The organism is Lentibacillus sp., from assembly GCF_035301675.1.
Classification (GTDB): domain Bacteria; phylum Bacillota; class Bacilli; order Bacillales; family Amphibacillaceae; genus Lentibacillus.
The window spans coordinates 1-15,725 of record NZ_DATGTT010000025.1 but is presented as its reverse complement, the minus strand read 5'-3'; the positions used below and the strand labels follow the sequence as shown (position 1 = coordinate 15,725).

At 44.0% G+C, this 15,725-nt stretch carries 6 protein-coding genes and 1 pseudogene; 6 read left to right on the top strand and 1 reads right to left on the bottom strand.

Features of this window, described 5'->3' with window-relative positions:
- The first annotated feature begins 72 nt into the window (after positions 1-72).
- A complete protein-coding gene (locus VK097_RS04035) occupies positions 73-975 on the top strand; it encodes an ROK family protein (RefSeq protein ID WP_324210519.1) in 903 nt (300 codons plus the stop codon).
- Between the two features lie 42 nt (positions 976-1,017).
- Positions 1,018-2,463, top strand: coding sequence for an arylsulfatase (locus tag VK097_RS04030; protein WP_324210518.1), 1,446 nt, complete (start codon positions 1,018-1,020; stop codon positions 2,461-2,463).
- An 84-nt stretch (positions 2,464-2,547) separates the two neighbouring features.
- Here VK097_RS04030 and VK097_RS15410 read toward each other — a convergent pair.
- A pseudogene (locus tag VK097_RS15410) lies at positions 2,548-2,691 on the bottom strand (FIMAH domain-containing protein); the annotation flags it as partial.
- Positions 2,692-3,076: 385 nt separating this feature from the next.
- On the opposite strand from VK097_RS15410, the gene lacZ reads away from it, so the two are divergent.
- From lacZ to VK097_RS04010, 4 genes are all read left to right on the top strand, one after another.
- Positions 3,077-7,477 (top strand): beta-galactosidase, LacZ type, encoded by a 4,401-nt coding sequence (gene lacZ, locus VK097_RS04025; protein ID WP_324210517.1) that lies wholly within the window; start codon positions 3,077-3,079, stop codon positions 7,475-7,477.
- Positions 7,478-7,558: 81 nt separating this feature from the next.
- Positions 7,559-10,267 (top strand): NPCBM/NEW2 domain-containing protein, encoded by a 2,709-nt coding sequence (locus VK097_RS04020; RefSeq protein WP_324210516.1) that lies wholly within the window; start codon positions 7,559-7,561, stop codon positions 10,265-10,267.
- A 424-nt stretch (positions 10,268-10,691) separates the two neighbouring features.
- Positions 10,692-15,509 (top strand): endo-alpha-N-acetylgalactosaminidase family protein, encoded by a 4,818-nt coding sequence (locus tag VK097_RS04015; protein ID WP_324210515.1) that lies wholly within the window; start codon positions 10,692-10,694, stop codon positions 15,507-15,509.
- An 88-nt stretch (positions 15,510-15,597) separates the two neighbouring features.
- A partial coding sequence (locus VK097_RS04010; RefSeq protein ID WP_324210533.1) for a TasA family protein occupies positions 15,598-15,725 on the top strand: 128 nt, incomplete at its 3' end.

The following is a 15,725-nucleotide window of genomic DNA, read 5'->3' as shown; positions in this document are numbered from 1 at the left end:
GTGATAAAATTAAACAATGCTGAACAAAAATGTAACTAAAAGACAATGTACATTCAGAAGGAGAGAGGATTAATGAAGTGTGCCATCGGTTTGGATATTGGAGGTACAAAAATCGCCAGCGGCATTGTCAATCAGAACGGTGATGTTATTCAGCGGGAGGTTGTCAATAGTGATCCATCTGACAGAGAGCGTATGTTTTCACAAGTTGAAGCATGTATTGAGCAGCTTTTGGATCATTCCAGTATCCCAATGCATGATATTTATGGCATCGGTGCCGGAGTCCCGGGAAAAAGCGATCGGAAACACGGCATTGCGATTTTTCAGAATAACCTTCCGTGGAGCAATTTTCCTTTAGCAGACCGTCTGCGAAAGGCATTTGGGATAGATCGGGTCGTTATCGATAATGACGTGTATATGGCTGCTTTTGCCGAATGGAAAGAAGCCCATCTCGAACAGGATAAATTGTTCGTTTATACGACTGTCAGCACCGGCATTTCGAGTGCGATTATTCAGGATGGTGAATTTATCCGGGGCTCCGGTTTTGCCGGAGAAGCAGGGTTGATACCGGTACATGCTCCGTATACGGATAAGCCGCTGGTGCGACTTGAGCACGCAGCATCCGGTCCTGCCCTTGCAAAGTACGCAAATAAACTGTATGGAAGAACGGACATGACAGCTAAGCAGGTATTTGATGCATATTACAACGGTGATTCAACAGCGCAATCACTTATTGATGATATGGCTTCCGCTCTGGCACAAGGCGTGTATGCTTTCAATAGTCTGTTGGATCCGCACAAAATGGTGTTTGGTGGCAGTGTGATTTTCAATAACCCCAATTTGCTTGCGAAAGTGAAGGAGAAGTTGGATGAATGGCTTATCGATGAACAAAAACACATATTGAATAACATGGAAATAAGCCATATGGGCAACGAACAGGGAATTGTCGGGGCTGGCCGGAGAGTATTGGAAAGTTGAAACGGGCGCTTGAGCCTATAATTTATAATGGAGAGATTCCAAATGAAACCAAATGTTCTATTGATTATGGTTGATCAAATGCGATGGGATTGCTTAAGCACATTAAACCATCCAGTTGTGGATACACCTAATCTGGACCAGTTAGCACGAGACGGTGCGCTGTTTCAGAATGCATATTCTGCCACACCGTCCTGCGTTCCGGCGAGGGCTTCTGTTATGACCGGCATGTCCCAGGTTTCCACCGGTCGCACCGGTTATCAGGAAAAGGTGCCATGGACGTATGATCATACAATTGCTGGTGAATTTGCCAATGCCGGCTATCATACACAATGCGTTGGGAAAATGCATGTTTATCCGACACGGAACTTATGCGGCTTTCATAATGTTGTTTTGCATGATGGTTACATGCATTACAATCGGTTTAAACATCATACGACAACAATGGAGTCTCAGGAGCACACCGATGATTACCTGAATTGGCTGCGCGAGAAACAAGGTGCTGATGTGGACTTTCTGGACCTCGGTCTTGATTGTAATGCTTCGACGGTTACGAGACCCTGGAATCTGCCAGAGTCGTTGCACCCAACGAATTGGGCAACCACTCAATCCATTGACTTCCTGCGCCGTCGCGATCCATCCAAGCCGTTTTTCTTGAAACTGTCGTATGTCCGGCCGCATCCGCCTTTGGACCCGCCACAGGCATTTTATGATATGTACAAGAACATGGAGTTGCCCAAGCCGCCGGTGGGTGACTGGGCTGTCACGGACGATGAGACAAAATCCGGATTGAATCCCGCCACATCAAAAGGGTTGGTGCCAAGTCAACGATTTCATCGTGCACAGGCAGCTTATTATGCTTTAATCACTCATATCGATCACCAAATCGGACGTTTTTTGCAAGCGATGCAGGAATATGGTGTCTATCAAGATACCGTTATATTATTTGCCTCGGATCATGGTGAGCTGCTCGGAGATCATCATTTATATCGCAAATCGCTGCCGTATGAAGGAAGTGCGAAGGTGCCATTTATTCTGGCTGATGCTGGCAACAACCTTAATTTGAAAAAGAATTCAGTTGTTGATAACGTCGTTGAAATGCGCGATATCATGCCGACGCTGCTCGATGCAGCCGGTGTCAGCATACCTGATACGGTCGATGGAAAAAGTGTCATTCCATTGTGCAAGGGTGAAACCAATCAGTCATGGCGCGATTATATCCATGGGGAGCATGAATTTGGCGAGGCATCCTATCATTATATTACGGATGGAAATGAAAAATATATTTGGTTTTCGCAGACAGACGAGGAGCAATTTTTCGACTTGCTGGAGGATCCGGATGAAAAACGAAATCTTGCTGGGGCAATGGCATATCAAGATCGTTTGCGTACAAGAAGAGAACAGCTTATCAGAGAATTGACCGGAAGAGATGAAGGTTATACGGACGGGAAATCATTAATTACTGGAAGACCAGCAAAATCAATACAGTGATTTCGGATATCTGTCAATCTCCGTTTTATAAAAATTCCTGTTACAGACCTTTTGTTTGTAACAGGAATTTAATCTTTCATATCTTTAAAAACTTTTCTGCCACTTTTCTATCAAGTAATCGGCATTAACCCTAAGGTACTTATAAGCCCTTTCAGAAATCAGTTTATTTTCCTTCTGATAGTTAATTAATTCCTTCAAGTTATTCAGATGTTTAACAATTTTTTCTTCTCGAGTATCATCCGCAGTTGAGTCTGGAAGAGTGTGGTGGAGTCAATTTACGATGAGGCTATGAATCTAGTCAAAATGAAATAGGTGATAATCACCTTAATAGAAATTTTGTATATGATGTCAATAGATCATTCAACTCAATTTTAACATAATAATCAAAATATTATAATAAATGCGCAATATTTCTAAAAGAAAAGACAATATTTACATTGTGAAGCCTGTTAAACAATTGTACTCTGGACATAATATGCTTTTGTCGAAAACGTTTACAAATAAAATTAAAAGAAAAAGTCATTTCCCAATCGCATCAAGTTATTTAATAGAAGGCACGTTTTTCAGTGTATCTTCTATTAATATAAAAATTATTAAAGAAAGGTGAATGCGGATGTTTAAGAAAGTGTTGGGCACCAGTGCATTGATTGCTATGGTGTTGGGCTGCACATATCCTGGAGGAGCACATGCTGCAGCTAATGCGGATTATCCGGAATGGAATAACAATCCGGAGACGTATGAAGTGAACCGCGAGGATGCACATGCTTCGATTTCGCATTACAAAAATATCGAAGCGGCCTTAAAAGATGATCAAAGTCAATCACCTTTTTACAAGACACTCAACGGTGAATGGCAATTCAACTGGGCAAAAAACCCAGAGCAGCGTCCGAAAGATTTTTACCAAGAGGGGTATGATGTTTCAGGCTGGGACACGATTGAGGTACCGTCAAGCTGGCAGCTGAAAGGCTATGGTCATCCAATCTATACCAACGTGACATATCCATGGACAGGAGTGGAGAATCCGGAACCGCCGAAAGCCCCGACCAAGCATAACCCAGTCGGTTCATACAAAAAGGAATTCACCGTCCCGAAAGATTGGAATGGCGATCCGGTTTACGTTTCATTTCAAGGAGTTGAGTCGGCATTTTACCTCTGGGTGAATGGCGAAAAAGTTGGTTATAGTGAAGACAGCTTTACACCTGCAGAATTCGACATATCGGACTATATCAAGCGTGATGGGAAAAACACTATTTCAGTGGAAGTGTATCGCTGGTCAGATGGAAGCTGGTTAGAAGATCAGGATATGGTACGGCTGAGCGGTATTTTCCGTGATGTGTACCTGTATTCCACACCTGATACACATATGCGCGATCTCAGTGTAACGACAGATCTTGATGACAGCTTTGAAGATGCAACACTGAATGTGAATGTTGATGTAAGCAAGTACAGTGATAAGCAAGTAAACGGCCAGACCGTTGAGTTGGATTTATACGATCAAGATAGCAACAGCGTGCTGCAGTCGCCGATAAAAGGTGATGTTGCTTTTGACGGGAAGAACCAGGTGTCGATTAAGAAGGACAAGCTTATAGAAAATCCGAAAAAGTGGTCTGCTGAGCACCCGAATTTGTATACATTGGTTGCCGTACTAAAAGACCAAAATGGTAAAACCATCGAAACGACGAGTACCAGAGTAGGTTTTCGCGAATTTGAGGTGGAAGAAGGTCAGATGAAACTGAACGGAAAACCGATTACCTTAAAAGGGGTGAATCGCCATGAGATTGACCCCAAAGACGGGCGGACGGTTTCCAGAGAGCGAATGATTGAAGATATTAAGCTAATGAAAAAGCATAACATTAATGCCGTACGCACATCGCATTATCCGAATCAAACGGAATTTTATGAATTAGCCGATGAATATGGGCTATATGTGATGGACGAAGCAAATCTTGAATCACATGGAAAGCGCTTCGAGCTCCCGGCCAGTGATCCGCAGTGGCTTCCTGCCTCAAAAGATCGATTGCGCAGTATGATTGAGCGGGATAAAAATCACCCGTCGATAATGGCTTGGTCGCTGGGAAATGAAGCCGGAAGCGGGACAACCTTTCAAGAGATGGCGGATTTAGCCCGCGAAATGGACCCGACCAGAATTGTCCATTACGAAGGTGATACACGCTGGTCTGATGTCGAGAGCGTGATGTATCCGGCCGTTTCTTATGTAGAAGATTACGGAAAATCCGGCAAGGAAAAACCATTTTTACTGATTGAATATGCGCATGCGATGGGAAACAGTGTCGGCAATTTGTATCAGTACTGGGATGTTATTGACAGTTATGACAATTTGCAGGGAGGCTTTATCTGGGACTGGGTCGACCAGAACTTACTGGAGCCAGTGCCGGGCAATGAAGACGAGTCTTATTTTGCCTATGGTGGTGACTGGGGAGATGAGCCGAATGACGGCAATTTCCTTGCTAATGGGCTTGTGTCAGCAGATAGGACAGTCCAGCCAGAACTGAAGGAAGTAAAAAAGGTTTACCAGAATATCGAGGTACATGATAAGGATGTCAAAAATGGCGTTATCAAACTGAAAAACGAATACCTATTCACCAACTTAAGTCAGTATGATGCCAAATGGGAATTGAAACAAGATGGTGAGGTGATTCAGGAAGGTGCACTCGACAATCTTGATGTGGCACCACTGACGACAGAGGAAATCGAATTGCCAATTGATAAGCCATCCTTACAGGCGGGGGCTGAGTATTATTTGAATCTCAGTTTTAAACTGAAAGGAGATACAAGCTGGGCATCCAAAGGCTATGAAATTTCAGCACAGCAGTTCAAGGTGCCGTTTGATGTTCCGGAAAAACAGCCCGAGGCAATTGGCGATATGCCGAAAGTCGCTGTTGATAACAATGATTCTACTATCGCAATTGACGGCAGTGATTTCAAGCTGAAGTTTGATAAAACAAAAGGTACGATTGATTCATTCACACATGAAGGAAAAGAATTGCTCAAAAGCGGTCCACAGCCTGATTACTGGCGAGCACCGAATGAAAACGATGTCGGAAACGGCATGCCATCACGTACAGGCACATGGCGTGATGCCGGTGAAAACAGAACAGTTACCGATGTAAAGCTCACAAATTATGGTGAAAATGCAGTGCAGGTTAAGGTGACAGGCACATTGCCGACGGAAACAGAATCCAACTACAAGACTGTCTACACCATATATGGGACAGGGGAAGTAGCGGTCAAAAATACGCTCGAACCAGGGGAAAACCTTCCGGAAATCCCTGCAGTCGGAATGGAATTGACGCTGCCTGAAGAATTTGAGCAGATTAACTGGTATGGCCGCGGGCCGGAGAGCAACTATTGGGATCGTAAGACAGGTTATCCTGTTGGTGTTTATGATAGCACTGTTGACGATGAATTTTTCCCGTATGCGATACCACAGGAAACAGGAAATAAAACAGACGTGCGTTGGGTAACATTTACCAATGAAGATGGAACAGGTCTTATGGCAACAGGACTGCCGCTGATGGAATTCAATGCACTTCATTACACGGAAAAGGATCTGGAGGAAGCTGCACATCCATATGAATTGGATAAAAAAGATGACATCCATGTCAATTTAAATTATCATCAGATGGGTCTTGGCGGTGACAATAGCTGGGGAGCTCGCCCGCATCCGGAATTTACGATGCAAGCTGAAAAGTCCTACACGTCCAGTTATCGTCTGAGCCCGATTTCAGCAGAAGAATCACCGATGGAACTTAGCAAGCGGGTGGTTACCGATGAATTGCTGAAAAACATCAGCATTGATGGAGAACCACTGGAGAACTTTAATGCTGCCAAGAAAACATATACAAAGAAATACTTGAAGGGCACAAAAGATGGATTACCTGAGATAGACGTAACCCCGATCGGTGACAATGCTGACGTAGAGATTACCCAGGCAGAGTCGCTGCCAGGTAAAGCGGTTGTGAAAGTGACTAGTGCAGATGGCTTATTATCTGCTGAATATATCGTCCAATTTGAAGTTGTTGATGAATTATACTTGAGCGATCTGGACTGGGAAAACGCAAGTACTGGCTGGGGAACCATTCACCGTGATGCAAGTGTTGAAGGAAATCAGCTGACATTGTCAGGTGAAAATGAACCTATCACTTACGAAAAAGGAATCGGTACCCATGCCCATTCAGAAATAACGTATGATATCGCCGGAAAGGGCTATGAAACATTTCATGCTTACGTTGGTCTTGATCAGGAGGCTAACTCGACAGGAACGGTTAATTTTCAGGTTTTTGCGGACGGGGAAAAGTTGTTTGAAAGTGGTGTGATGGACCGCGACACACCTGCTAAAAAGGTCAATGTGGACATTTCCGGTAAAGAGAAACTGAAACTCGTTGTTACTGATGGCGGCGACAATAATGGAAATGACCATGCAGACTGGGCAGATGCCAAATTTATGGCAGATGTTGATCAAACAAAGCCTGAAGTAACGGCAATGATCAATGGTGAACCACTTGATGATGAAACGACGTTATCCGATACCGAAATTGTCAAATTTAGTTGGGAGGCGACAGATGAAGACAGTGGTATTGCTAAAACATCCGCAACCTTTGACGGAGATGCATACGAACAAGATTCAGAGTTGAGCTTAGCCGGAAAACCAGGCGAGCATCAATTCGTTGTAACCGCTAAAGACAAAGCAGGCAATACAACGGAAAAGACGTATCGTGTAAATATAACGACCAGTACTGAGGCGATGAAGACACTCGTTGAGCGTTATGATAAGGATGGTGCCTTTACAAATGATCATGACGTACGCCTGTTGAAACATCAAATGACAACAATTGACCTATTTATAGAAAAGAATGAAACAGAAAAAGTCACTAAACATTTAAACGGATTGCAGCAAATCCTCGAACAACTAAAAGGACAGGAAACAATATCAAGTGAAGCCTATCAAGTGTTAATGGCAGATACGGATTATTTGCTTGGGAAGTGGCAATAAGCCGGAAGAGGCTGGGTCAGGGGCGAGCTCCTGGCCTGTGCTATGCCGCATGTGCAAAATCATGGCAAAGAAGGTGAGAATATGTTCAGGAAGCGGATTATAGGAATGTTCTTTTTCCTGATTATACTGGCTGCAGCAATAATTTCTGCTCAACCAGTCTATGCTTCTGTTGATTCTATTTTGGATTATGAAGTGAAACAGGATTTTAACGGGGCAAGTGATGCCATCAACAAAACAGAAGATTTGGCAAAGGTGAGGGAACTGAGGCAGGGTTCGATTCTGGTCAAGTTTAAATCGACGAGCACAAAGATAGCAAAGACGTTTTTCAGTGCATCAGATACCAATGACCCTTCTAGCAATCTATCGTTTACGATGAACGGCGGGACGATTTATACGGAAAACCGGGAGAATGGTTCGTATGCTACAAAGCTTAGTGCATCCGGTTCGTATAATGATGGGAACTGGCACACGGCGGTTTTAACCGTTGGCAGTGAAGGTACCAAAATTTACGTTGACGGCAGTCAGATGGCAGCGAGTGATTCCACCGCCTTTTTTAACAATGTAAGCGGACTAGACGGGGCGTGGATTGGCAAAAACGTCGACAATACCGGGAACCAATGGTATTTCAAGGGCGAGCTTGATAAGGTGCAGCTCTACGACAAGACGCTTACAGCAGAAGAAGTTAAAGCATTAAGCGAAACGCCGGAAAACACAAATGGTTTTTTTGACGAAAAAGAATTGTTCAATATTAACGATGGCAAAGGATATGCACAATACCGCATTCCGAGTATCTCAGTTACTTCAAATGGTACCGTTCTTGCAGTTGTCGAAGCACGGACTGGCGGTGACCAGACACCGACGGATTTGGTTCTCAAACGCAGTACGGATGGCGGGAAGACTTTTTCTGAGCAAAAGATTTTAGCACCTGGTGTCAAAAACGATAACGCAGAAATGAATCCGATGCTGCTTGCCGAAAATACTGGCAGTACGGTGCATTTGCTTTGGAGCCGCTGGGAGTGGGATAATCCAAAGTATTTTATACGTACGAGTACGGATAATGGCGCGACATGGGGCAAAAAACGCGACATAACGGATGTGCTGGGTGCATATACAAACCCGGAAAGCCCGGACTATTTCGAGGATTTGTCAGGCGCAGGCATGGGACCGGGGCACGGCTTTCAGATGTCCAACGGAGCGCTCGTTGTTCCTATCTATATAACAACAGCCGGATGGCATAACAGTACGGTATCCTATATCTACAGTCAGGACGGCGGCGCGACATGGAAAGCAGGGCCACTTGTGCCAAACCCGCCTGGGTACTCCAGGATACATGAAAACATGATGGTGGAACTTTCTGATGGCGGATTAATGACAAATATGCGCAACCCTGGCAGTGACTATCGGGCAGTATCTACAACGCCAGGTTTGGAAGATCCATGGACGACACCGATTTCCGACAAAAAGCTGATCGGACCAGTGAACGCAGCAAGCCTGGCGCGCTATGATGCGGACACGATCTTATTTACCAATACAGCAAATAAATCGAGCAGAACGAACATGACCATCCGGATGAGTGATGATGACGGAAAAACGTGGTATGAATCGAGAGAGATTTATGCTGGCCAAACTGGCTATTCGGATGTGGGCGTCGGCCCGGATAAAACAATCTATACACTATATGAAAAACCTGCGGGAAGCAAGATCACACTTGCTCGTTTTAACAAAGATTGGGTTGAGGGCAATGCGAATGTTCGTATAAAGGCAGACGAAAAGATGAAACCAGGCAAGTCATCAACCGTTACAACAACATTCACCAATTATAGTGAAAAAATCGAAAAAGATGTGACACTTAATTTGAAAGTGCCGGATAAATGGACAGCAGAAGCGGATGGACAGGTAACATTTGCAACTGTCGATCCTGGCGAATCAGTGGAAGTAAGCTGGAATGTAATCCCGGATAAAGATGCACTCTCCGGCAGCTTTGAACTACGTGCAGATGCTGCCTATACAACCGATGGAAATCAGCAAAGTGAATCCACTGTAAAAGAAGTGACCATGATTCCGCCAATTCCGACAGAAACGGCCTATTTAAGTGATCTCGGTTGGATTAGCGCGATGAATGGCTGGGGTCCGGTGGAGCGTAATATGAGCGTCGGGGGTAATGGTGCCGATGATGGCAGTACATTAACCATCAATGGCGAGACATTTGAAAAGGGGCTTGGCGCACATGCACATTCCGAAATTGTCTACCACCTTGACGGCAACTACTCCCGTTTTACAGCAAAAGCCGGGGTAGATGATGAAGTTTCACCTGCATCAGCAGCAAGTGTCGTTTTTCAGGTTTGGGGCGACGGTGAAAAGCTATACGACAGCGGACTCATTACAGCCGAAGACGATGCAAAGGCAGTTGATGTTGATATTGCCGGTGTGAATGAACTTAAACTCGTCGTAACAGACAGCGGCAATGGAAACGGCAGTGATCACGCAGACTGGGCTGAAGCGAAGATAATCAATGATGATGGGCCGATTACTGCATCAGTGATCAAAACGCATGTTCAGGAGTTTGAAGAGGATAAGGCATTTCATACCAAGCGTACGGCACGCTTATTGAAGATGCACTTGACAGCAGTGGAGCAGTATGAAGAAAAAGAACTGACAGATAAAGTTTCGAAGCACATGAATAGCTTTAAACAGTTATTGTCCCAATTGCATAAAAAAGATGCCATTTCTGATGGGGCGTATGACGCACTGCAGAATGATGCAGAGAACTTGTTGGAAAAGTCAGAGTAAACCTCATTTCCGGGTGGCAAATTGTTCGTTGTGGAAGAACTTACAAAGATCCTTGAACAGACATAGCTGCAAGCTGGCTATGTCTGTTTTTCTTCCTGCAGAGCAATATATTTTAATTTGTTTATAGGTAATTTCACCTACTGTTAGGACTAAAGCAACTATATTTAACGAAATAATACAAATATTAAGTGAAATAGCAATATATCTAAATGAAAAGACAATATTTGCATTGTGAAAGCGTTTCACTACATGTAACAATAATGTTACATGGATTTAATTCGTTTAGCAGTGATAGAAGCAACAGACGGTGATGGATGCTGCTGATTGGATAAGTCCATTAACATCCGATGTCAAAGGGTACCCGAAGACAACTGCTATCACCGGAAAGTATTACTAATCTATTAATCCAGAAGGAGGTTTAAACGTGGACAAAGGTGGCACTCGAAAAGTATTCAACCTTTTGTGCGGAATTGTTTTTGCCATTCCGTTATTGCTCTTGAATTCTATATTGCCATTTGAGGCGGAAGCGGCAGTCTCTAATCCCTGGGAAACCATTTCCACGGGTGGAAACGAGATTAATAAGGTCATTGAGCAAGACGGAAAAACGTACACACGCCTTGGCACTGGTGAAGGAAACAATAACGGGGACAACCCGGCTGTATTCCGGCACAAAGATGCCAAAGGCCAGGAAAGTGGAACAATGGAATATACCTTTATTCCCGAAACAGAAGGCAAAACAACTCGCTTTGGGTTTTTCACACACTACAAGGATCCCAATAATTTTGTCTTTGTAGGTTACGATGCGCAAGGCTGGTTCTACCAGTATAAATATCAAGGTGAGGGCGATTACTTGCGTGACAGACCAGACACGGCATTGCCGCAGCCTGGAGAAGAACATACACTCCACGTTGACTATAGTGGAACAACAATGAATGTGACACTGGATGGCAATGATTTATTCGGAACAGTGGATTTGGATGAAGCTGTTACTAATCTAACAGATGCGCCAGAGGCATTACGTTTTGGAAAGTACGGCAATCAGCACACGAAGGTTTTAGTTGAAGTAGGAAGATCTCCTGAAGAGCCTCCTATCACAGATAACAACCTTGAAGAAGGGGATCTGAAGGTCATTCAAGGTGACGGAACTGTCACATACAATGACGATGGTTCCGCAACGTTCGATGTATCTTCCAGTGCTAAAAATAAAATTATTTACGATAAAGTGAATGATATAAAAAATGGGAGTTTTGAGGCAGATATAAGGGCGGATAAAGATTTGAGCCGCTTTGGGTTCCTATACCGTGTGCAGGATTCCTCTGCGTATACGTATGTTGGCACGGGTGATTCCAATGATCAGTATTTTGGTGAAGTTTTTGGTCCGACGAATACCTGGACTGACATGTCAACCGGTGTTCCGCTAAAAGCGGATAAAACCTATCATTTACGTGTGAAGTTTGTCAATGACACCGCAACACTGTACGTTGACGGCGAAAAGATGGGGTCCTGGACACAGCCAGACGGTGTTAACAAAGCCGGAATGATCGGTTTAGAAAAAAGCCGCGGTGCAGCGAAAATCAACATTTCAAATGTACAGATTAAAGAAAATGTACCGCCGGAGCCGCCAACGACAGATCCGGTTGAAAACACGTTAAGCTCTGAGGCTATGGATGTCACAATTGACGAAGTATTTCCCCGTGTTATCGAATACAACGTCGACGGTAAAGTCATGAATGGGCAGACATCCCCGGTTTATGGGCTGCGTCTCAATAGTATGCTTTACTATCCGGAAGTGAACTTTGACAAAGTTAGTGACAGTGAAGCGGTCTATACAATGACTGTGGAAGATAAGGATGAGAATCTCGACGCTGAATTGAAGCTCTCGATTAAAGTAAAAGACAACAAAGTCATTTACAGCTTTGATAAGATTACAAATGCTGCAGACGCACCAATTGAAACAGTGCAATTTGCTGACATGAATTTTATCTCAGTCAATGCTGATGATGCTGATGCAGAAGCAAAACTGACCAATCTCAGCACGGATGTTACCAAACCTGGTGATACAACGGTCACGGTGGATTCATCCATGGAAGATATTGGGACGTCTAAAGGATACTATACAGCATTCTTGTCAAACGATGAGTTGAGTGCAGGTATCTGGTCAAGTTCTGAGGTTAACGGTTACAAAAAGCTTTTAGCAAATCGTTATGAAAACGCAGACGGTGTAAAGGCAATGGGAATAGGCTCCAATAAATTGTACTACCACCGTGAATTTATGCCAGAGCCGTCTTCCAATAAACCATCGATTAAAATTGCCATTGCAGAAGATACCAACAAAGACAAGGAAATCGACTGGCAGGATGCGGCAATTGAATATCGTGATATCATGCAGGATATTAAGGGCTGGAAAAATGTAAACAACAACGTCGGTATGCGTATTGCCATGAACTTCGGCTCCCAAGCGCAGCAGCCATTTTTAAAAACGCTTGATAATGTGAAAAAAGTGGCGCTTGCAACAGATGGTCTGGGACAGGCTGTTTTATTAAAAGGGTACGGAAGTGAAGGCCATGACAGTGCCCACCCTGACTACGGTGATGTTGGTCAGCGTATGGGTGGTGTATCGGATTTAAATACACTAATCGAAAAAGGTCATAAATTCAATGCTGAATTCGGTGTACACATAAACGCACAGGAATCGTATCCGGAAGCCGATGCATTTAGTGACGAATTAATCAATGGTCCAGGTTCAAAAGGCTGGAGTTGGCTTGATCAGTCATACACCATTGACAAATTGCACGATCTGTCTTCAGGCAACCGCGGGAAACGATTGGATGCTTTAAAAGAAGCTGCACCGGGACTCGACTTCATCTATTTGGATGTCTGGTACCAGGATCAGTGGGAATCTAATCGCGTTGCCGAACAGATTATGAACCGTGGCTGGAGGATGTCGTCAGAATTCGGTGATGCTGTTGCTAACTATTCAACTTGGCAGCATTGGGCTACCGATAAAAATTACGGTGGACCATCAAGTAAAGGGATCAACTCTGATGTGCTCCGGTTTATCAGCAATCACCAGAAAGATTCGTGGGTGCTGAACTGGCCGGAAGCTGGCGGTACAGCTGATCATCCATTGCTTGGCGGATTTGAACTTGCTGGATTTGAAGGCTGGCAGTCCGATAAAAACTTTGACCACTTTATCCGTAAAACTTTTAATACCAATGTTCCAACGAAGTTTTTGCAAAAGTATTATGTGATGGATTGGGAGAAGACAGACGGTGACCCTACCAAGACAAATCTGTCGAAGAAAATTAGGTTAAAAGATCCGGATAACGGTGACACAGTCGTCGTAAGCAGAAAAGACAATTCCAGAGAACGCATCATGACACTTAATGATAATGTGGTCTTTGACGGTCACAAATACTTGATTCCGTGGGTGGAACAGGATTTTGAAGGGGAAACACCTGACTCACACAAGCTGTATCACTGGAACCTTGAGGGTGGCGAATCAACCTGGACGCTGCCAGATGAATATAACGATGTCTCAAGTGTGGATGTGTACAAACTGACAGATCAAGGCAGAACAGATAAGCAGACAGTTGACATAAAAGATAACCGGATAACATTGAATGCTGACGCTGCGACACCATACATTGTGACAACAGGCGATGATAAGGGTGTGAAGATTGATGAATGGAGTACAGGCAACCATATTCATGATTCAGGCTTTAACACCGGAACAGTCGATGATGAGCAAACAACGGTTGAGGGGGATGCTGATGCAGTCAGCGTTATCCGCACCGATAAGGAAGGCGATGCCCGCAACTTAAGCAGCGGTGATTACCATTTGAACTTCGACAGTCCGTCAAAAGATACGTCGGTTACCCGGACGCTCAGGAACCTTGAGCCGGGCAAGGACTATGTGGCAGAGGTCTACGTGGAAAATGCAAGTGATGTGAAGGCATCCATTACCATTAACGGTGGTGAAGAAAATGTCAGTAATTTCACACTTCGCAGTCTGCAAAAGAACTATGTCAAAGCTGATTCGCACGCGACAAATGACGGTTACAACAGTAAAATGCAGAAGATGCAGGTAAGCTTTACGGCTGAAGGTGAAACAGCACAGCTGACACTAAAGCGCCAAGCAGGTGAAGGTCAGACGAAATTTGATGACATCCGAATTGTGCAAAAATCATTGAACAATTATATGTCAGATAACGTCTTTAAGCAGGACTTTGAAAATGTCGTATCAGGCATTTACCCGTTTGTTATCGGTAATACAGAAGGTGTTCAAGATAACCGTATTCACTTGTCAGAGCTGAATGCGCCATACACACAAAAAGGCTGGGCAGACAAAAAGGTTGTCGACGATGTCATTGATGGTGATTGGTCAGTGAAGGTCAACACTGGAAACAATGGACTTGTTTACCGAACGATTCCGCAGCATTTACATTTCGAACCTGGTAAAACGTATAAAGTGAGCTTCGATTATCAGACGACCGCTGATTCGTACCGCTTTATATCAGGTGATCAGGCAATTGACGTCGGTACCATCGATAAGGCCAAAGGGATCAAGACAAACGAAAAGCTTGAAGCTTCAGCCGAAACCAAGACAGCTGAATTTACGATCACCGGTTCGGAAAACGGACAGACATACATCGGAATCTTTAGTGATGGAACAGATTTAAATATGGATACTGGTGCAGGAACATTTATTTTAGATAACCTGCGCATTGAACAAATGACACCGGAGCTTAAGGTTTCTGACAAAACGATTACAGCTGGCGATGAATTGGATTTAACGTCCTTAATCGACGTTGCCCAGGATGCACAAGGAAACGACTTAACTGATCGGGTCACTATCGATAAAGGTGACTTCGATGCGGACACACCAGGATCCTATGACATTACTTTTACGTTGAATGTGGACGGATTCAAGAAACTTACAGAAACCGCGACCGTAACGGTAGAGGCTCCTCCTGTAAGCAGTGCATCTGATCTGCTGGACTTAGTGAAACAATACGAAGCAGATGGTGAATTTGAGAATAATGGTGCCGCACGCTCACTGGAAGTTCATCTGATGGCTGTTGAGCGGTTTGAGGAAAAAGAGGAAGCCGCAAAGGTTGTAAAGCATATGAAAGGCTTTGAGAAACTACTTGACAACCACCGGGAAAAAGAAAAGATTTCTGAAAAAGCGTATCATTCACTTAAAGAAGGTACCGAATCCTTAATAGATAAGTGGAATTAATCTTGGAAATACAGCTTTGCTAAGGCAGCATCCCTGTCTTAGTAAAGCTCCTAAAAAATCTATTAATATTTTAGGGAGGAATATCATTTTGGGTATTAAAAAACAAATGGGAATGGGAATTATGTCGGCAGCACTTGGGCTTTCATTAATCGGCGGGGGTACATATGCGTACTTCAGCGACAGTGAGCAAACACAGAATACATTCGCAGCGGGTAC

Bases quoted from the DNA above. Each gene is read 5' to 3' on its own strand.
- VK097_RS04035 (WP_324210519.1), top strand. From the start codon at position 73: ATGAAGTGTGCCATCGGTTTGGATATTGGAGGTACAAAAATCGCCAGC.
- VK097_RS04030 (WP_324210518.1), top strand. From the start codon at position 1,018: ATGAAACCAAATGTTCTATTGATTATGGTTGATCAAATGCGATGGGAT.
- lacZ (WP_324210517.1), top strand. From the start codon at position 3,077: ATGTTTAAGAAAGTGTTGGGCACCAGTGCATTGATTGCTATGGTGTTG.
- VK097_RS04020 (WP_324210516.1), top strand. From the start codon at position 7,559: ATGTTCAGGAAGCGGATTATAGGAATGTTCTTTTTCCTGATTATACTG.